16 protein-coding genes and 1 riboswitch are annotated in these 17,499 nt (G+C 37.4%); of the genes, 2 read left to right on the top strand and 14 right to left on the bottom strand.

The features are described from left to right. Positions 1 to 86: 86 nt before the first annotated feature. The gene (locus tag MKZ17_RS05945; protein ID WP_340722840.1) at positions 87 to 701 is read right to left on the bottom strand and encodes a succinate dehydrogenase cytochrome b558 subunit; all 615 of its coding nucleotides are present in this window, start codon (positions 699 to 701) and stop codon (positions 87 to 89) included. 272 nt (positions 702 to 973) lie between these two features. On the opposite strand from MKZ17_RS05945, the gene MKZ17_RS05940 reads away from it, so the two are divergent. Then, a complete protein-coding gene (locus MKZ17_RS05940; protein ID WP_340722839.1) occupies positions 974 to 1,393 on the top strand; it encodes a YslB family protein in 420 nt (139 codons plus the stop codon). A 46-nt stretch (positions 1,394 to 1,439) separates the two neighbouring features. Here MKZ17_RS05940 and MKZ17_RS05935 read toward each other — a convergent pair whose 3' ends face one another. The 13 genes from MKZ17_RS05935 to zapA form a co-directional block, all read right to left on the bottom strand. Continuing rightward, positions 1,440 to 2,669, bottom strand: a complete 1,230-nt coding sequence (locus tag MKZ17_RS05935; RefSeq protein WP_340722838.1) for an aspartate kinase — start codon at positions 2,667 to 2,669, stop codon at positions 1,440 to 1,442. Between the two features lie 145 nt (positions 2,670 to 2,814). Next, positions 2,815 to 2,992: riboswitch (Lysine riboswitch) on the bottom strand. 33 nt (positions 2,993 to 3,025) lie between these two features. After that, positions 3,026 to 4,816, bottom strand: a complete 1,791-nt coding sequence (gene uvrC / locus MKZ17_RS05930; protein WP_340722837.1) for an excinuclease ABC subunit UvrC — start codon at positions 4,814 to 4,816, stop codon at positions 3,026 to 3,028. Between the two features lie 101 nt (positions 4,817 to 4,917). After that, positions 4,918 to 5,232, bottom strand: coding sequence for a thioredoxin (trxA, locus tag MKZ17_RS05925; RefSeq protein ID WP_340722836.1), 315 nt, complete (start codon positions 5,230 to 5,232; stop codon positions 4,918 to 4,920). Positions 5,233 to 5,373: 141 nt separating this feature from the next. After that, entirely contained in the window at positions 5,374 to 6,351 is a 978-nt protein-coding gene (locus tag MKZ17_RS05920; RefSeq protein WP_340722835.1) for an electron transfer flavoprotein subunit alpha/FixB family protein, read from the bottom strand. Positions 6,352 to 6,414: 63 nt separating this feature from the next. After that, positions 6,415 to 7,188 (bottom strand): electron transfer flavoprotein subunit beta/FixA family protein, encoded by a 774-nt coding sequence (locus MKZ17_RS05915; RefSeq protein ID WP_340722834.1) that lies wholly within the window; start codon positions 7,186 to 7,188, stop codon positions 6,415 to 6,417. A gap of 59 nt (positions 7,189 to 7,247) precedes the next feature. Continuing rightward, a complete protein-coding gene (locus tag MKZ17_RS05910) occupies positions 7,248 to 8,021 on the bottom strand; it encodes an enoyl-CoA hydratase (protein WP_340722833.1) in 774 nt (257 codons plus the stop codon). Between the two features lie 17 nt (positions 8,022 to 8,038). Then, the gene (locus MKZ17_RS05905) at positions 8,039 to 8,620 is read right to left on the bottom strand and encodes a TetR/AcrR family transcriptional regulator (protein WP_340722832.1); all 582 of its coding nucleotides are present in this window, start codon (positions 8,618 to 8,620) and stop codon (positions 8,039 to 8,041) included. Between the two features lie 99 nt (positions 8,621 to 8,719). Continuing rightward, positions 8,720 to 10,414, bottom strand: a complete 1,695-nt coding sequence (locus MKZ17_RS05900) for a long-chain-fatty-acid--CoA ligase (RefSeq protein WP_340722831.1) — start codon at positions 10,412 to 10,414, stop codon at positions 8,720 to 8,722. Positions 10,415 to 10,827: 413 nt separating this feature from the next. Beyond that, positions 10,828 to 11,244 carry a DUF350 domain-containing protein gene (locus tag MKZ17_RS05895; protein WP_340722830.1) on the bottom strand — a complete coding sequence of 139 codons (417 nt, stop codon included), beginning with the start codon at positions 11,242 to 11,244 and terminating at the stop codon, positions 10,828 to 10,830. A gap of 68 nt (positions 11,245 to 11,312) precedes the next feature. Continuing rightward, positions 11,313 to 13,679 (bottom strand): endonuclease MutS2, encoded by a 2,367-nt coding sequence (locus MKZ17_RS05890; protein ID WP_340722829.1) that lies wholly within the window; start codon positions 13,677 to 13,679, stop codon positions 11,313 to 11,315. Positions 13,680 to 13,703: 24 nt separating this feature from the next. Then, positions 13,704 to 15,416, bottom strand: coding sequence for a DNA polymerase/3'-5' exonuclease PolX (gene polX / locus MKZ17_RS05885; protein ID WP_340722828.1), 1,713 nt, complete (start codon positions 15,414 to 15,416; stop codon positions 13,704 to 13,706). A gap of 70 nt (positions 15,417 to 15,486) precedes the next feature. Next, entirely contained in the window at positions 15,487 to 16,026 is a 540-nt protein-coding gene (locus MKZ17_RS05880) for a CvpA family protein (protein WP_340722827.1), read from the bottom strand. 5 nt (positions 16,027 to 16,031) lie between these two features. Further along, a complete protein-coding gene (zapA, locus tag MKZ17_RS05875) occupies positions 16,032 to 16,292 on the bottom strand; it encodes a cell division protein ZapA (RefSeq protein WP_340722826.1) in 261 nt (86 codons plus the stop codon). 267 nt (positions 16,293 to 16,559) lie between these two features. On the opposite strand from zapA, the gene rnhC reads away from it, so the two are divergent. Next, complete coding sequence (gene rnhC / locus MKZ17_RS05870; RefSeq protein WP_340722825.1) at positions 16,560 to 17,492, top strand: ribonuclease HIII; 933 nt, start codon at positions 16,560 to 16,562, stop codon at positions 17,490 to 17,492. Positions 17,493 to 17,499 lie beyond the last annotated feature (7 nt).

Raw genomic sequence — 17,499 nt, 5'->3', positions numbered from 1 at the left:
TCTCACTCCTCATTTAACTAATTACTTTTACTCACAATTCATTCAAAACATTTTCCTCACTATGTATAGTGATTAAGTAAGGTCAATTATACGAATGAAAGAATTGCTGCAACACCAACAATACTTAAGATTGCAAATACGATCATTGAAATATAAGTAAAGATATGCTGAGATTTTTTTGATTGAGTAATACCCCAACTTACGCAGAATGACCATAAGCCGTTTGCTAAGTGGAATGTTGCAGATAAGATACCAACGATATAGAATACTAACATCGCTGGGTTATCAACGATTTCAGCCATCATTTCGAAATTAACTTCTGCACCTAAAGCTTTTTGGATACGTGTTTGGAAAATGTGCCAAGCAACGAAGATTACTAGGAAAATACCTGTAAAACGTTGTAATGCGAACATCCAGTTACGGAATGTGCTGAAGCGTTTCGTGTTGTGTGTAGCAGTAAATGCAATGTACACTCCATAAAATGCGTGGAACATAAGTGGAATATAAATAATAATCCATTCCATAGCTAACAATAATGAGTGAGGAACTAATTCCATAACACCTGTTGCATTATTGTAAACCTCTTCACCACCAACAGCAGTGAAGTTCAAAGATAAGTGGAACGCCAAGAATAACCCGACTGGGATTACACCTAGTAACGAGTGTAAGCGGCGCCATAAAAATTCACGATCTTTCGACAAAACTGTTACCCCCCTTAGTACTTGAAATTTGCAATCACATCGTCACTATTTTGTAGAAGATGTTTTATTGACTGCACATTTCATCATGGTACAATATTATGACATGTCCATTGTACTCTCAACAGTTACTAGCGTCAAGGCAACTCCGTATATTTTATAATCATTTTAAAAACGGGTTTTTACTGTTTTGAGTTTGTTTTTTTCTACTTATATCTCGATTCTTTTACAATGAATCTATATTATAAGAAAATTTATGAAAGAGGTATTTTACTATGGAAGGACTTAAAATGAAAACGATTCCAAGTTTTGGATATGAAATTATCCGTGATCATCTTCTTCATTCGATTCTCGGCAAGCATGAAGAAGATGTTTTATATTGGGCAGGTAAAGAATTAGCACGTAAATTCCCGTTATATTCAATGGATGAAGCAGCTTCATTTTTCGAAGAGGCTGGTTGGGGGCAATTAATCCTCGAAAAAGAGACGAAGGATGAGGCGCATTACATACTGACCACTGTTGATGAAGAATCCTCGCTAAATGTTGAGCATCGTTGTTTCCGATTAGAGGCAGGATTTTTAGCAGAACAAAAGCAAAAACAACTCGGCTATTTAACAGAATGCTATGAAGAAAAGCATGTTAAGAAGAATACGATTAAATTTACTGTAAAATGGGACTCAAAAGAGAAAATTTAACGATAAAAAAAGACCTGTAAGCTTATGCTTATAGGTCCTTTTTCGATTATTGATTCATAACTTTCACTGCTAAATTAAACTCATCATGCAGTACATTTGCTGCACGTATCATTTCGTCTTGTGGCACGACGACAGAAACTTTAATTTCAGAAGTACTTACCATCTTTACAGGAATATGCTCCTTACCGAGGCGTGCAAACATTCGCGCTGCAACACCAGGATTTGACGCCATACCAGAACCAACGATCGACACTTTTGCAAGCCCTACTTCAAAATCAGCAAAGCTAAATCCTAATGATAGCTTACTTGATTCTAACACTCTTAAGCTTTCCGCAAACTCATCTTTAGAAATTGTAAATGAAATGGTCGGTTTTACATTATCGATCACTGCTTGAACGATGATATCGACATTGATATCATGCTCAGCTAAAATACTAAATACTTCTGATAATGATGCGGTTTCATACGAGTCATATCCAATTGTTAAACGTATAATATCCGATTCGTACGCAACGCCACGTACGATTAAATTTTTTTCCATCTCTATATCCCCTTTAATCAATGTACCTTCTACATCCGATTGATTTGATCGAACGACAATTGGCATAAAGTATTTTTTTGCTAATTCCACTGCTCGTGGATGTAGAATATGTGCACCTAAGTTTGCTAATTCAAGCATTTCATCATACGAGAGCTCTTTTAATTTGCTTGCCTGTTGAACAATCATCGGATCTGCTGTGTATATCCCATCGACGTTTGAATATATATCGATTCGCTCTGCACCAATTGCAACACCTATAACTACTGCGGATGTTTCCGAACCACCCTTGCCCAATGTTGAGATACATTCATCTTCAGTAATTCCTTGGAAACCTGCTACAACAACAATTTCTCCTAACGCGAGATGTTTTTTTAATCTTGCTGTGTCTACAGTATCCACACGCGCATTTTGATGTGTCGAATTTGTATAAATTCCTGCTTGCCATCCTGTTAAAGATACAGCTTTACCACCTTGCTCCTGAATTGCCATCGCTAGTAGGGAACTCGTCATTTGAGCCCCAGTGGCAACTAACACATCCATTTCACGCTTTGAAGGTTGATCTGTAATTTCTTGAGCGAATTGACGTAATTCTCTACGAACAGACGCCATCGAAGAAACGACAACTACTAAGTTTATGCCTTTTGCTTGCTCATTTATGACTTTTTTTGCGACTTGTTGAATTTTTTCTGGGGTAGCAATTGCTGGCCCACCAAATTTTGCAACAATAGTTTGCATCACATACACTCCTTTAGTTACGAGACATAAGTTCATTTCTATTTTTCTTATATGCAACGTGAAGTGTCTTTTTAAAACAAAAAAACGACCTTCCACGTTCATGGAAAGTCGCCGTCAATACAAATAATAAACATACGTTAAATGTTTTCGGGATAGCTCTCCAGAACATACGCTCTGACAGTCTTACATCTCTTAAATGTAAAACCAGCAAAATACGTGAACAATACGTTTTTCACTTCGGCAGGATCCCCTTTCGATTGCTGTCAATGGATTTGTTCTTCCTCGAGCAATGTACTTTTGAATACTGCACCTCTATCGTTAGAAAATATAGAATTAATAATTATTTTATCATAGCATTAGTCATTATTCAATGATACATCATGAAAATGACTATATATTGCCTGGGCGAGCTTATTTGGCGCTCCCGACTCCACTAATTGTTCAACAGAAGCCTCACGAATTTTTTTCACAGATCCAAAGTGCTTCATCAGCTGCTGCTTTCTCTTAGGTCCGACGCCTTCAATTTGATCAAGTACGGATACGATGGCATTGGCTTGTCGTTGTTGGCGTAAAAATGTAATGGCAAAGCGGTGCACCTCATCTTGAATACGCTGCAACAAATAAAAGCCATCACTCGTACGTTTTAGTGGAATTGGTTCAATTGGGTCACCGAATAATAATTGTGAAGTATTGTGCTTATCATCCTTTGCTAAACCCGCAATTGGAATCATTAATCCAAGCTCATCTTCAATCACTTCTCGAGCCACTTCCATTTGTCCTTTCCCTCCATCAATAATAATTAAATCAGGCAAAGGTAAATTTTCACGTAGCACACGCGTATACCGACGACGTATCACTTCTTGCATTGCACCGTAATCATCGTGTTTTGCTGCTTGCTTCGTTTTATATTTTCGGTATTCCTTTTTCGCAGGCTTCCCATCAATAAAAACGACCATCGCAGAAACCGGGTCTGTCCCGTGCATATGACTATTATCAAATGCCTCAATGCGTAACGGGATTGAAATATTCATCGCTTCTCCTAGTGCTTCGCAAGCTCCAATTGTTCGTTCTTCCTGTCGCTCAATTAATTGGAACTTTTCACTAACAGCAATCGACGCATTTTTCGTTGCTAAATCGACAAGCTCTTTTTTCTGTCCCCTTTTTGGGATGATTACTTTACAGTTCAGTAGTTTTTCTAATAAAGATTCATCCACATTCGAAGGAATAAAAATTTCTTTCGGCAAAATATGATTCGGTTCATCGTAAAAACGACCGACAAATGTTAAAAACTCTTCCTCTGGTTCGTTATAAATCGGGAATATCGAAACATCTCGTTCGATGAGCTTTCCTTGTCGAACAAAGAAGACTTGTACACACATCCACCCTTTTTCAACTGCAAAACCAAAAACATCTCGATTGCTTAAATCATCAGTTACTATTTTTTGCTTTTGCATAATGCTGTCTATATGTGTGATTAAATCACGAAACTCCTTCGCTCGTTCAAATTCTAATTTTTCTGCGGCATCTAACATTTTTTGCTCTAAATCCTGTTTTATTTCATCTACGCCACCGTTTAAAAACTTTGAAATACTTTCAATCATCTCATCATAGACTTTCTGTTCAATGTCCTTCACGCATGGTGCTAAGCATTGCCCTAAATGATAGTAAAGGCAAACTTGTTGAGGTAATTGAACACATTTCCGTAAAGGATAAAGACGGTCCAATAGCTTTCGTGTTTCATTGGCTGCATAAGCATTTGGATACGGACCAAAATATTTCGCCTTATCCTTTTTTACTTTTCTCGTTGTAATAATACGAGGGTAACGTTCATTCGTAATTTTAATGTACGGATAAGTTTTATCATCTGTTAGTTTAATATTATATTTTGGATCATGTAGCTTAATTAAGTTCAATTCTAAAATAAGTGCTTCAATATTACTTGAAGTGATGATGTATTCAAAGTCTTCAATTTCACTGACTAAACGAGCTGTTTTCCCATCATGACTGCCTGTAAAATAAGAGCGCACACGGTTTTTCAATATTTTGGCCTTGCCAACGTAAATAATTGTCCCTTGGCGATCCTTCATAATATAACAGCCAGGCTCATTTGGCAGTATTTCTAATTTCGCCTTAATGATTGCATTCATTAAATCACCTTTTATTCTGACATTCCATTTTAGTTTATCTTATTTTAAGCATAGAAAAAAGCCGTACATCTTATTAGATATACGGCTTCCGTTCTTAAAAATTATTTGTTGTCGTTAATGAAATCGATTAACGCTTCTTTTGGCATGAAGCCAGCAGTTTTTGCTTTTAACTCACCATCTACGAATAATAATAATGATGGGATAGACATAATTTGATATTCTGCAGCAGTTGCTTGGTTGTTATCTACATCAACCTTTACGATTTTAACGTCGTTACCGATTTCTGCATCTAACTCTTCAAGAACTGGAGCGATCATTTTACATGGGCCACACCATGCTGCCCAGAAGTCTACTAAAGCTACACCATTTGAAATTTCTTGTGCGAATGTTTGATCTGTACCGTGTACAATTGCCATATTGAAACAGCCTCCTTATATAACATCTGTTAGTAGTATAGCATGATTTGCCAATTTAAAAATAATAATATGCTTACAAAATGGATAGTTTCATCCAGATAAAAAACCTCCTCGAAATCGTTCAAGGAGGTCAAGAATGGATTAAGCGTTTACTTTTAACGCTTTGAATTCTTCAATTAACATTGGCACAACTTCGAATAAGTCACCAACAATACCGTAATCTGCTACTTTAAAGATGTTCGCTTCTGGATCTTTATTAATTGCTACGATTACTTTTGAGTTTGACATACCAGCTAGATGTTGGATTGCTCCAGAAATACCTGCTGCGATATATAAGTCAGGCGTTACAACTTTACCTGTTTGGCCAATTTGAAGTGAGTAATCGCAGTATTCTGCATCACATGCACCACGTGAGGCACCAACAGCACCGCCTAGTAAGTTAGCTAACTCTTTTAATGGCTCAAAGCCCTCTTCAGACTTTACGCCACGACCGCCCGCAACTACAACTTTCGCTTCTGAAAGATCGACACCTTCAGTAGATTTACGAACAACCTCTTTAATAATTGTACGTAAGTTTGTAATGTCCACCGTCACAGTTGAAACATCACCTGAACGACTTGCATCTTTAGCAAGTGGTGCAATATTGTTTGGACGAATTGTTGCGAAAATAATACCCTCTTTAACTTTTACTTTTTCAAATGCTTTACCAGAGTAGATTGGACGAATAAATACTGTGTCATCTCCAGCGCCTTCAATTTCAGTAACGTCAGATACTAAGCCTGCTTGTAAACGAGATGCTACTTTTGGCGATAGATCTTTCCCTAATGAAGTGTGACCAAATACGATTGCTTCTGGCTTTTCTTGTTCAATAACTGCTAAAATCGCTTGGCTAAAGCCGTCAGAAGTATATGTTTTTAAATGTGGATGCTCTACCGTAATCACACGGCTTGCACCGTAGGCTACTAATTCAGGTGCTAACCCCGCTACTGAATCCCCTACTAATAAACCAACTACTTCACCACCGTCAGCAACTTGAGTACCTGCTGCGATTGCTTCGAATGAAACGTTACGTAAGCTCCCTTCTCGAACCTCACCTAACACTAAAACTTTCTTTGACATGAATTATCCCTCCATTACCATCTTCGTAAAATTAAACATTTTCAATGAGTAGAATTTTTCAAATTAAACTACTTTTGCTTCGTTGTGCAATAAGTTAACTAATTCTTTTACCTGTGCAGAAAGGTCACCTTCTAAAATACGTCCAGCTGCTTTTTGTGGTGGTAAGTAAATTTCTACAGTTTCTACTTTTACTTCAACATCATCTTCATCAATGTCTAAATCATCTAACTCAAGCTCTTCAAGTGGTTTCTTTTTCGCCTTCATGATCCCTGGTAAAGATGGGTAACGTGGTTCGTTTAACCCTTGTTGTGCTGTTACTAGTAATGGTAAAGATGTTTCTAAAATTTCAGAATCACCTTCGATATCACGAACGATTTTCACATTCGTTCCGTCAATTTCAAGGCTTGTAATTGTTGTTACGTAGTTGATGCCTAGTAAATCCGCTAAACGAGGACCTACTTGACCAGAACCACCATCAATTGCAACGTTACCTGCTAAAATTAAATCTGCTTCTTTGTCTTTTAAATATTCAGCTAAAATATAAGCTGCTGAATATTGATCTAATTCATCTAAATCATCTTCTGTATTAATTAAAACTGCTTCATCAGCGCCCATTGCTAATGCTGTACGTAATTGCTTTTCTGCATCTTCGCCACCGATTGTTACAACTGTTACTTTACCGCCTAATGCATCACGCTTTTGAATCGCTTCCTCAATTGCGTACTCATCATATGGATTGATGATAAACTCTGCACCATCTTCTTGAATTTTACCGTTTGCTACAACGATTTTTTCTTCTGTGTCAAAAGTACGTTTTACTAATACAAAAATATTCATTATCTAGACCTCCTAAAAGCTTTTAATTTATTCCTCATTTACAGGTAAATAGCGATATATTATTTACCTGTAAAAATTGGTTCACGTTTTTCAATAAATGCTTGGATACCTTCTTTTGCATCGCCTGATACAAATACTTCACCAAAGCTCGCTGCCTCTGCTTCTACACCTTCATAAAATGATGGTGTCTTAGAATAATTCAGCATTTGAATTGCTGCTTTTAATGCGATCGGAGACTTCTTCGCAATTTTCTTCGCGATTTCAAGCGTTTTCGGTAATAGCTCTTCATCTGTGAACGCTTTGTTTGCTAATCCCCACTGAACCGCTTCCACCCCTGAAATCGGATCACTTGTGAACATCATTTCCGCTGCTTTTGCAACACCTACATAACGTGGTAAACGCTGAGTCCCTGCAAAACCAGGAATAATTCCTAACGATAACTCTGGTAAGCCGAGCTTTGCTGTTTCAGTAACGAAACGTATATGACATCCCATCGCAAGCTCTAATCCACCACCTAGGGCCGCTCCGTGAATTGCTGCAATAATTGGCTTAGAATACGTTTCTAATCGTTCGAAAACAACTTGACCGTTTTTCGCTAGCCCTGCAAACTCTTCACCTGATGCTACACTAGTAAACTCTTTAATATCAGCGCCTGCTGAGAAGAAACGGCCTTCTCCATGAATAACGATTACGCGAACCGATTCATCTTGCTCAACCGCGTCTAACAATGCATTGACATCCTGAATTAAACCTTGTGATAACGCATTTGCTGGTGGTCTCGAAATCGTAGCGATTGCTACGCCTTCTTCTACTGTCCAACTAAGAAACTCCATTTCCCCACATCCCCTTTTTATGCTTTAATTGCATTTAATATTAATTGTTTAACTTTTGGAGCTTGTTCCATTAAGTCATATCGATATTCATTCATTACCCATGTTGTCGTAATTTCATCGATTGTTCCAAAGACCATTTGACGAGCAATACGAACATCCATTGCTTGATTAAACTCTCCATTTAACATACCTTCGATTAAAATTTGATCGAGTAATACTAAGTACTCTTTTAAAATAGTATTAATCTTCAATCTAATTTCTTTATTCGACTGTCTTAACTCCAATTGAGTTACTGTAGCTAAATGGCGATCACTCGATAAAACTTGGAAATGATTTTCAATCATTCGACTGAGCTTTTCGGAAGAAGTTTCTCCACTTTTAATTATATCCTGTAAATTCTCTACGAAAATACCCATTTTTTCCTGGAATACGGAAATTAAAATATCTTCTTTGTTTTTAAAATATAAATAGATTGTCCCATCAGCTACTCCAGCCTGTTTGGCAATTTTAGAAACTTGGGCTTGATGATAGCCATTTTCTGCTATTGCAATGACTGCAGCATCTACTATTTGCATATACTTGGGTTTATTTCGTTTCAAGCTGTTCACCACCAAAAAAATATGAAAACATGAATGACCATTCATTCATATTTTCATATTATAATTTGTAAAACATTCTGTCAATAGTTTACTACCATATTATTTTGCCGCTGGTTGCTCTGCAATCTTTTGCTTCTCTTCGTCAACAAGTGTTCGACGTAAAATCTTTCCTACAGCTGTTTTTGGTAGCTCATTACGGAACTCATAGAAGCGCGGCACTTTATATGCAGCTAAATTTTTACGGCAAAATTCATTTAACTCTTTTTCAGTTACTGATTTACCTTCTTTAAGAACAATGTATGCCTTCACCGTCTCCCCACGATATGGATCTGGAATACCAGCTACAACACATTCCTGAACGGCTTCATGCTCGTATAAAATTTCTTCTACTTCACGTGGATAAATATTAAAGCCACCTGCAATAATCATATCCTTTTTACGATCAACTACATAGAAATAACCTTTTTCATCCATATAGCCTAAGTCTCCTGTTAAGAACCAGCCATCATTGAAAGTCATTGCTGTGTCTTCAGGACGGTTCCAGTAGCCTTTCATTACTTGCGGACCTTTAATTGCAATTTCCCCAATTTCACCCGGAGGTAAAATTTCGGCTTCACCTGACCGTAAAATTACAGAATCTGTATTTGGCCATGGTAAACCAATTGAACCATTGATACGATTTTCCCAAATTGGGTTTGCATGCGTTACTGGAGACGTTTCAGTTAAACCATAGCCTTCTACGACACGGCCACCAGAAATTTTTTCAAAGCTTTCTTGAACTTCTAATGGAAGTGGTGCTGAGCCACTTAAGCATGCTTTTATTGAAGAGAGGTCATATTTAGAAAGGTCTGGATGATTTAATAATCCGATATACATAGTTGGTGCCCCTGGGAATAATGTCGGCTTTTGTTTGTCGATTGTTTTCAATGCTTGCTCAGCATCAAATTTCGGTAATAACACCATTTTCCCCTGTTGCATCACTGATAAAATTAATACAGTCGTCATTCCATATACGTGGAAGAATGGCAAAATACCTAAAATCGTTTCCTCTCGCTTGTTACAACGATACATCCATGCATCACACATAGTTGTATTTGAAATGAGGTTTTTATGAGTTAGCATTACGCCTTTTGGGAATCCTGTCGTACCACCTGTGTATTGTAATAATGCTAAATCCTCTTCAAAATCAAAGTCTACCTCAATTGGGCTTGTAGAAGCAGATTTCATTATTTCAGTAAACAGATGATTTGTTCCGCTATGCTCCACTTTTACACTGAAGCCATACTGCTTCTTTTGAATAAATGGATACACTAAATTTTTAGGGAATGGTAAATAGTCTTTAATTCCCGTAACGATAACATTTTCTAAACTCGTTTCTTTAATTATTTTCATTGTACGCGGATACAAAATGTCCATGACTAAGATTACTTTTGCACCAGAATCCGCCATTTGATATTGAAGCTCACGTTCTGTATAAAGTGGGTTCGTTTGAACGACAATACCGCCTGCATACATCGTACCATAGTATGCAATTACCGCTTGTGGACAGTTTGGTAACATAATTGCTACTCGATCGCCCTTCTCCACCCCTAGAGAACGCAGATAATTAGCAAACTTCATTGCTGATTCATACAATTCCTTGTATGTCATTTCCTTCCCCATAAAATGCAAGCCAATTTTGTTTGGTACTTCTTCGTATGCCTGTGTTAAAAATTGCTGTACAGGTATTGCCGGAATATCCAACGTATGTGGAATTTCTTCCGGATAACTCGATAACCAAACCTTTTCACTCATAATAATTCCCCCTTTGTGAAAGCTCTTACTTTTTAATCATTATAATTAAAAAAGGTAATTCTTTCAAACTATTTAATCGAATTTTTAGTTATTTTCTCGCTTATGCATTTATTTACTCAAAATAATATTATGACTTTTATAATATTCCTATTCCATTTCCCTTTAAATTGATTCTATTGTTATTAAAATATATTTTTCCACAAAAGTTTTGTTGTTAAAAATTTTCTTAAATGAATTTGAAATCTAGTACATTTTTTTAAAACAAAAAGCAAGTAAACTAAGTTTCTTTAGCTTACCTGCTCTTGTATGGATTAATGAAAGTTTAAACTGTAAACATATAATAGATTCCTACTGCTAGGAATAATAAACAGACAACAATTAAAATTTTAGACAATGTTTCCATCTTTTTTCTCCTAGGATATACTAGCACCAATTACGAATGACAAACCGACTGAAATCGTGAATGAGATAAAGCCAACCGAACGATTGTCTGCTGCAATTTCTTCGTCCACATTAAACTTAGGCGTTAAAAATTCAAATAATAAATAGGCAAAAATTAGTAACATAAATCCGAATAATCCCCAGCCTACCATCTCAACAAATGATGTATGCTGCTCAATTGAATAGCGGAAAATATTACAAATCCCCATAATTTTTCCGCCTGTTGCAAGTGCTACTGCAACATTTCCATTTTTTATCTCTTCCCAATTTTTATATTTTGTAACGATTTCAAATAGAATCATCGCAACAAACAAGCATAGGACAACAACGCTAAAATAGCCAGCTGTTTCAACGAGCGGATGGCGCCAAAAGCTTGAACTTAGCTGCAATCCATTCAACTCCCTCTAAGTTACTTTTCTATCTTTAATATTAGCGATTTTTTTATAAGGAGCAAGCGTTATTTTAACTCGACAACGGTTACACCAAAGCCACCCTCGCCCGCTTCACCGTAGCGGAATGTTTTTACACGCTTATGATTTTTCAAGTAGCTTTGAATCCCTTGGCGTAAAGCACCTGTTCCTTTACCATGGATAATCGAGACACGCGGGTAATTTGCTAAAAGCGCATCATCTAAATATTTCTCTGTACGAAGAAGCGCATCCTCGTAACGTTCTCCTCGTAAATCAAGCTCTAATTTCACATGACTATTGCGATTTTTTACATTCATCATTGTGCGTGTAGCTTTTTCTTTTTCAGGCTTAATGTATTCTAAATCACTTTCTGGTAGCTTCATTTTCAAAATACCAATTTGAACAACCCATTCTTCGCCAGCTACTTTTTGAAGAATTGTTCCTTTTTGGCCGTAGCTTAATACTTTAACTTCGTCTCCTACTTGGAGGTTTTGTTTACGCTCACGGGCAGCTACTGCTTTTTGTAATACTTTATTTTCAATTGGCGCAGCTTCTTCTAAGCGCTTTTTCGCATCAATTAGCTCATGCTCCTTAACGTTTGATGCGGCATTTTCTTTCATCTCACGTAATTCTGTAATTATTTTTTCGGCTTCTTTTTTCGCCTCATCCACAATTTTACGCGCCTTCTCTTTTGCCTTTTTCTCTAAGCTTTCTTTCTTTTCATCGTATGTGCGTAAACGCTCCTCTAGCTGAGCACGAATCCCTTGAGCATCTTCTAGTAATGCATGGGCTTCATCTGCTTCACGTTCTGAACGTAATCGACTTTCTTCTAATGAGGCAATCATCGACTCAACCTCATGACGATCTGTACCTGTAAATGACTTTGCCCGTTCAATAACGTCTGTATTTAAACCGAGACGCTTTGAAATTTCAAAGGCATTTGATCGACCAGGAACACCGATTAAGAGTCGGTACGTTGGGCTTAATGTTTCAATATCAAATTCAACACTTGCATTCACTACGGAAGGACGGTTATAGCCGTAAGCTTTTAACTCTGGGTAGTGGGTTGTTGCCATAACGCGTGCACCTTTACCAACTACTTCATCTAAAATCGATATAGCTAAAGCAGCACCTTCTTGTGGGTCTGTCCCTGCTCCAAGCTCATCGAAAAGGACAAGAGAGTGCTCGTCAAATTTGCTTAAAATATCTACAATGTTCACCATATGTGAAGAGAAAGTTGATAAGGATTGTTCAATTGATTGCTCATCGCCAATATCGGCGAAAATTTTTTCAAATACAGCAAGCTCTGAGCCATCCAAAGCGGGTACTGGTAAACCACATTGTGCCATTAACGTACAAAGTCCTACCGTCTTTAATGTTACCGTTTTACCACCTGTATTCGGTCCCGTAATAACAATCGCCGTAATATCTCGGCCAAACTCGATCGTATTTGCCACTGCTTCTTCAATTGGCAATAGTGGATGACGGGCACGTACTAAACGTGTGAAGCCTTCATTATTCATTTTCGGCATTGTACATTTGTTGGCTTGTCCGTATTTCCCTTTTGCTAAAATAACATCGATTTCACCAAGTAATTGGACAAGTACAAATAAATCATGCCCTACCTCTGCAACCTTTGCTGTAAGTTCGGCTAAAATACGGTCAATTTCAGCTTTTTCCTTCACTTTTAAGCGCTGAACTTCGTTATTTGATTGAATAACTGATTCTGGCTCAATGAATAATGTTTGGCCAGATGCCGATTGATCATGCACAATTCCACCGTAATGCGAACGGTATTCCTGCTTTACGGGAATAACGAAACGGTCATTACGAATCGTAATAATGGAATCAGAAAGCATCTTTGACGCATTTGATCCGCGCGTTAAGCTTTCTAATTTTTGACGCACCTTTGATTCTTCCGAGCGTAACGATTGGCGAATTGAGCGAAGCGCTGGACTAGCAGAGTCTAATACCGCACCATTATCATCAATACAGTCGTTAATTTCATGCTGAAGCGCTGTTAATACAGGCATTTGCTCTTTACGCTCGATAAAATGGGGAATTTCGATTGTATTTTCTGCTTCGATATCCTCGATAAAATTACGTAAAATACGGCTCGCACGAATCGTACTCGCAATTTCCATTAACTCCATCGGGCTTAACATCCCGCCAATTTGTGAGCGGCGTGCATGGGGACGAACATCGAAAATGCCGCCCATTGGCACATTACCTTTCACACGTAAAATAGCTAAGCCTTCATCCATTTCCTCTAACAACTCAACAACAGTTTCAAAATTCGTTTCAGGCACTAATTCGTCAATAGCTTGCTTACCAATTGAATTCGTACAAAACGCAGAAACTTGTTCACGTACTTTATCAAATTCTAGTGTTTTCAATGCTCGTTTTTCGATCATGAGAACACCTCCTGTTTTTCTAAGTTAGTTTTTATTTTTTTTAATAAATGTTTCAAATTGCTTTAACGACCATGTATTTACAATCAATTCTTTTTTTAACCATGCTTTTTGCGCATATTTTGTACCAATATCCATAAAACGTAGTTGATCAATTGCATGAGCATCTGTATTAATCGCAATCGGTACATTCTTTTCCATAGCAAGCTGTAAATACTCAACACTTAAATCAAGTCGATATGGATTAGCATTTAACTCTAATATTTTGCCATGCTCAGCTGCCCATTCAATTAGTAACGGCACATCCGGGTCATAGCCACCACGTTGGCCAACAATGCGGCCTGTTGGATGGGCAATCATGTGCACATAAGGGTTTTCCACAGCCGTTTTTAATCGGGCCATAATTTTATCCTGTGACTGCGTAAAGCTTGAGTGAATCGATGCAATAACGAAGTCTAACTCCTTTAACACATCGTCATTAAAATCTAACGTGCCATCCGGCAAAATATCCATTTCAGTTCCGCGGAATAAACGGAAGTTCGGATGTTTCTCATTAAATGCATAAATATCTAGTTTTTGTTGCTCCAAGCGTTCTGGAGTTAAACCATTTGCTACCTTTAAATATTGGGAATGGTCCGTAATAACTGCATATGTGTACCCGAGTTCTATTAAGGCTTCCCCCATTTCTGTAACTGAGTGCGCACCATCAGACCATGTCGTATGCATATGCAAATCGGACACGATATCACCAGGTTGTACAAGGTACTTTAGTTCCTGTAAACGATCTAATTCCTTCCCACTTTCTCGCACTGTTGGTGGGATAAATGGTAAATTGAAATGTGCAAAAAATTGCTCTTCTGTTTCAAAGGTTTGAATCGTTCCATCCTCTTGCTCAACGCCATATTCACTAATTTTTTTGCCCATTGATTTTGCTAGTTGTCGCATGCGAACATTATGATCCTTTGAGCCTGTAAAATGGTGCAATGCCGTTGCAAATTCTGAACGCTTTACTAGCCTGAAATCCACACTAACTGGCTCTTCTCGGTCCAAAATAACCGACACCTTTGTATCACCAGCAGCTATTGTTTCTAAAATCGCTAGTCGTTTTAAAATCGCTTCACGAACAAGCTCATACTGTTCAGTCGCAACAATAAAGTCGATATCCTTACTCGTTTCTGCAACACGCCTGAAGCTTCCGGCTACTGAAAACTTTTCAACTTCTGGGAGGCTAGCAAGTAATGCATTTATTTCCAATACAACCGGCTCCAGTTGCCAAATTGGGAGTCTTTCCGCTCGCGTACCAAAACTTTCAAGCTCCTTTAAAATTTTTTCCTCCGTCTTGACTGCAAAGCCAGCAAGTTCACGAACTTTCCCTGTTTCACAAGCTACCCTCAATGAAGCTGCATCAATGATGTTTAGCTCTTGATATAGTTTAGCTAGCTTTTTGCCACCTAAGCCAGGTAACTTCATTAATGGCACTAACCCTTTAGGCACAACTTCCTCTAATTCCTTTAATGTGCTAGATTGCCCAGTTTCAATCAGTTCTAAAATGACGGCTGCTGTTCCTTTTCCGATGCCTTTTATTGCAGTAATATCTTCAATTTCACTTAAGCTACGTTCATCTGCTTCAAGAGCTGCAGCTGCTTTTCGAAATGCTGATACTTTAAACGGGTTTTCCGCTTGTAACTCCATATATAATGCTATTTTTTCTAATGTACGAATAATAATTTTTTTGTTCATTTAAAAGCCCCCTTCTTACTGAAAAAACTTCTCCCGAAAATCGAGAGAAGCATAGCGCAATGATTTTCAATTATTTCATGTAAATATACCACCAGTTTTGGAATACTTTCGTAATGACTGGTGTATGCTCGAGCATAAGGCCTGTAATAAAGGAATTATCGACAATTGACTGAATTGACTCAATTGGGATAAGTGCAACTACGTATAAGCCTATAAATAAAATAATATATGCTTCTACAAAGGACAGCGTAGCCCCTAATACATAATTCAATGAGCTAATCACAGGTAAATACGTAAGGAAATCAAACATTGACCCTAAAATTTGCAACGATATCTTTACGACAAAGAAAATAATCGCAAAGGCAAATACACGGTAAAATGTACGGTCAACATCAAGTGTATCAAGCACTAATGTCATTGTTGAACCTTCTGTAAAGCCTGGGTACGGAATCCATAATACAAACTTATCTGCTAATGGCTTGTAATAAATTATTGCCACAACTAATGCAATTATAAAACTACCGATATGAATTAATTGTACGACTAATCCACGTTTTGCACCAATTATTAAACTAATGATAAAAATCGCGAGAATAAATAAATCTAACATGTATGTCAACCCTTCAACTGTTTCAATTGTTCTTCTAATTTTTCTACCTGCTCTTTTAATAATAAATAATCATGAACAGAATTAACCGCTGTCAGCACTGCTAATTTGGCACTGTCTAAAGATGGGTTATGTACACTAATTTCACGCATCTTGTCATCTACGATTGAAGCAACTAAGCGCATATGACCTGTCGACTCAGTTCCAACCATTTTATATGTATGACCGTATATTTCTACTGAAATTCGATTCTTTTCTTGCTCAGCCAAAATAATCCCTCCGTAAAAGAATATATAAACAGTGATTCAAGTACATACCATTTTGTAAAACAGCTTTCCATCCTACTTGAAAGCAACCCGATTCCTGTTCTTATGCGTATTGCCATTTTCATATTGTACATCATACCATTTCCAATTTAATCTAAGCAACACAATCCCCGCATTGTCTCAAGTATTCGTGTGAATAATATGAGATTTCCTCTTTTCATATACTATAGTTATACTATGAACTAATGAATGTTTTCGAAAGGATTTTTTATGACAAATATCGTTTTGCAGTTAACAATGAGTGAGCAACACAAAATCAAAGAATTTTATAGTGAAAAATTAATCGAACGCAATGCCCCAGGAGTCATTTTTGCAGCGAAGCTTTACGATACTTCCATTACGGCTTACAAATCAGGCAAAGTAATGTTTCAAGGGGGTGGCGCAGAACGTGAAGCTGCGAGATGGGGCACTGCTGTTAAATCAACCGTTAAAGTGTCAAACACAAAAGGTGATCAACTACCTGACAATTTTGCCACGCTATCAGTTATTGGCTCAGATGAAACAGGTACAGGAGATTATTTTGGACCTGTCACTGTCGCAGCAGTATATGTACCTGCTGACAAAATTGCTTTAGTTCGTGAATTAGGTGTAAAGGATTCCAAACAACTAACGGATGATTTTATGCGAAAAATTGCGCCTGACTTGATGAAAGTTTGTACACATAGCGTTTTAACCCTTCGAAACGAAAAGTATAATAACATTCAAGCACGTGGCTATTCCCAAGGGAAAATTAAAGCATTACTCCACAATCAAGCATTGAAGCATGTACTGACGAAGATGGAGACTGAAAAACCCGATTACATTTTAATCGATCAATTTGCTGAACGAGGTATCTACTACAATCACATCAAAAACGAAAAAGAAATTATTAATGAAAATGTATTATTTTCAACGAAGGCTGAAAACTTACATGTAGCTGTTGCCACTGCTTCTATCATAGCAAGATATGCTTTTTTAAAGGAAATGGAACGGCTATCTGAAATCGTTGGATTCCCCCTTCAAAAAGGCGCAAGTGCAAAAGTAGACGAAATGGCTGCAAAAATATGGCTAAAATTCGGTGAAGATACATTAAAGTCAATGGCAAAATGGCATTTTGCCAATACAGAAAAAGCAAGAAAGCTTATTCAAAAACGAAAAGGATAAAAAGAAA

Source organism: Solibacillus sp. FSL R7-0682 (assembly GCF_038005985.1).
Lineage (GTDB): Bacteria > Bacillota > Bacilli > Bacillales_A > Planococcaceae > Solibacillus.
Note: the sequence above shows the minus strand (reverse complement) of the source record. Positions and strands in the feature narration are given on the sequence as shown.